Annotated in this window: 1 protein-coding gene; it reads right to left on the bottom strand. The window is 36.4% G+C overall.

Annotated elements, in window-relative coordinates:
• The coding region (locus HMPREF2675_RS04975; protein WP_141759957.1) for a hypothetical protein at positions 1–247 on the bottom strand (247 nt) is incomplete at both ends.

Here is a 247-nt window from a genome sequence, read left to right as displayed (position 1 = left end):
CTGATCTAAAAATTCTAACTCTATTTCCCGGCAAACTATATCTATGCTAAAACCGGTCGGAAGATCATACCTACCGCCTATCAATTCCAGCGTACCTCCATAATCCAAGATTTCATCATCCTGCTTTAATTCTCCAAGCTCCAATGTATTATCGATATTTATATCTTGGTTCTCCGTAGCGTATCCATAGATAAATTTCAGATAGCTGAACTGCTTGAATTTAATTTTTACCCAGTCTGAATAATTG

This window comes from Neisseria sp. HMSC061H08, assembly GCF_001836795.1.
In the GTDB taxonomy this organism is placed as follows: Bacteria; Pseudomonadota; Gammaproteobacteria; order Burkholderiales; family Neisseriaceae; genus Neisseria; species Neisseria subflava_A.
Note: the sequence above shows the minus strand (reverse complement) of the source record. Positions and strands in the feature narration are given on the sequence as shown.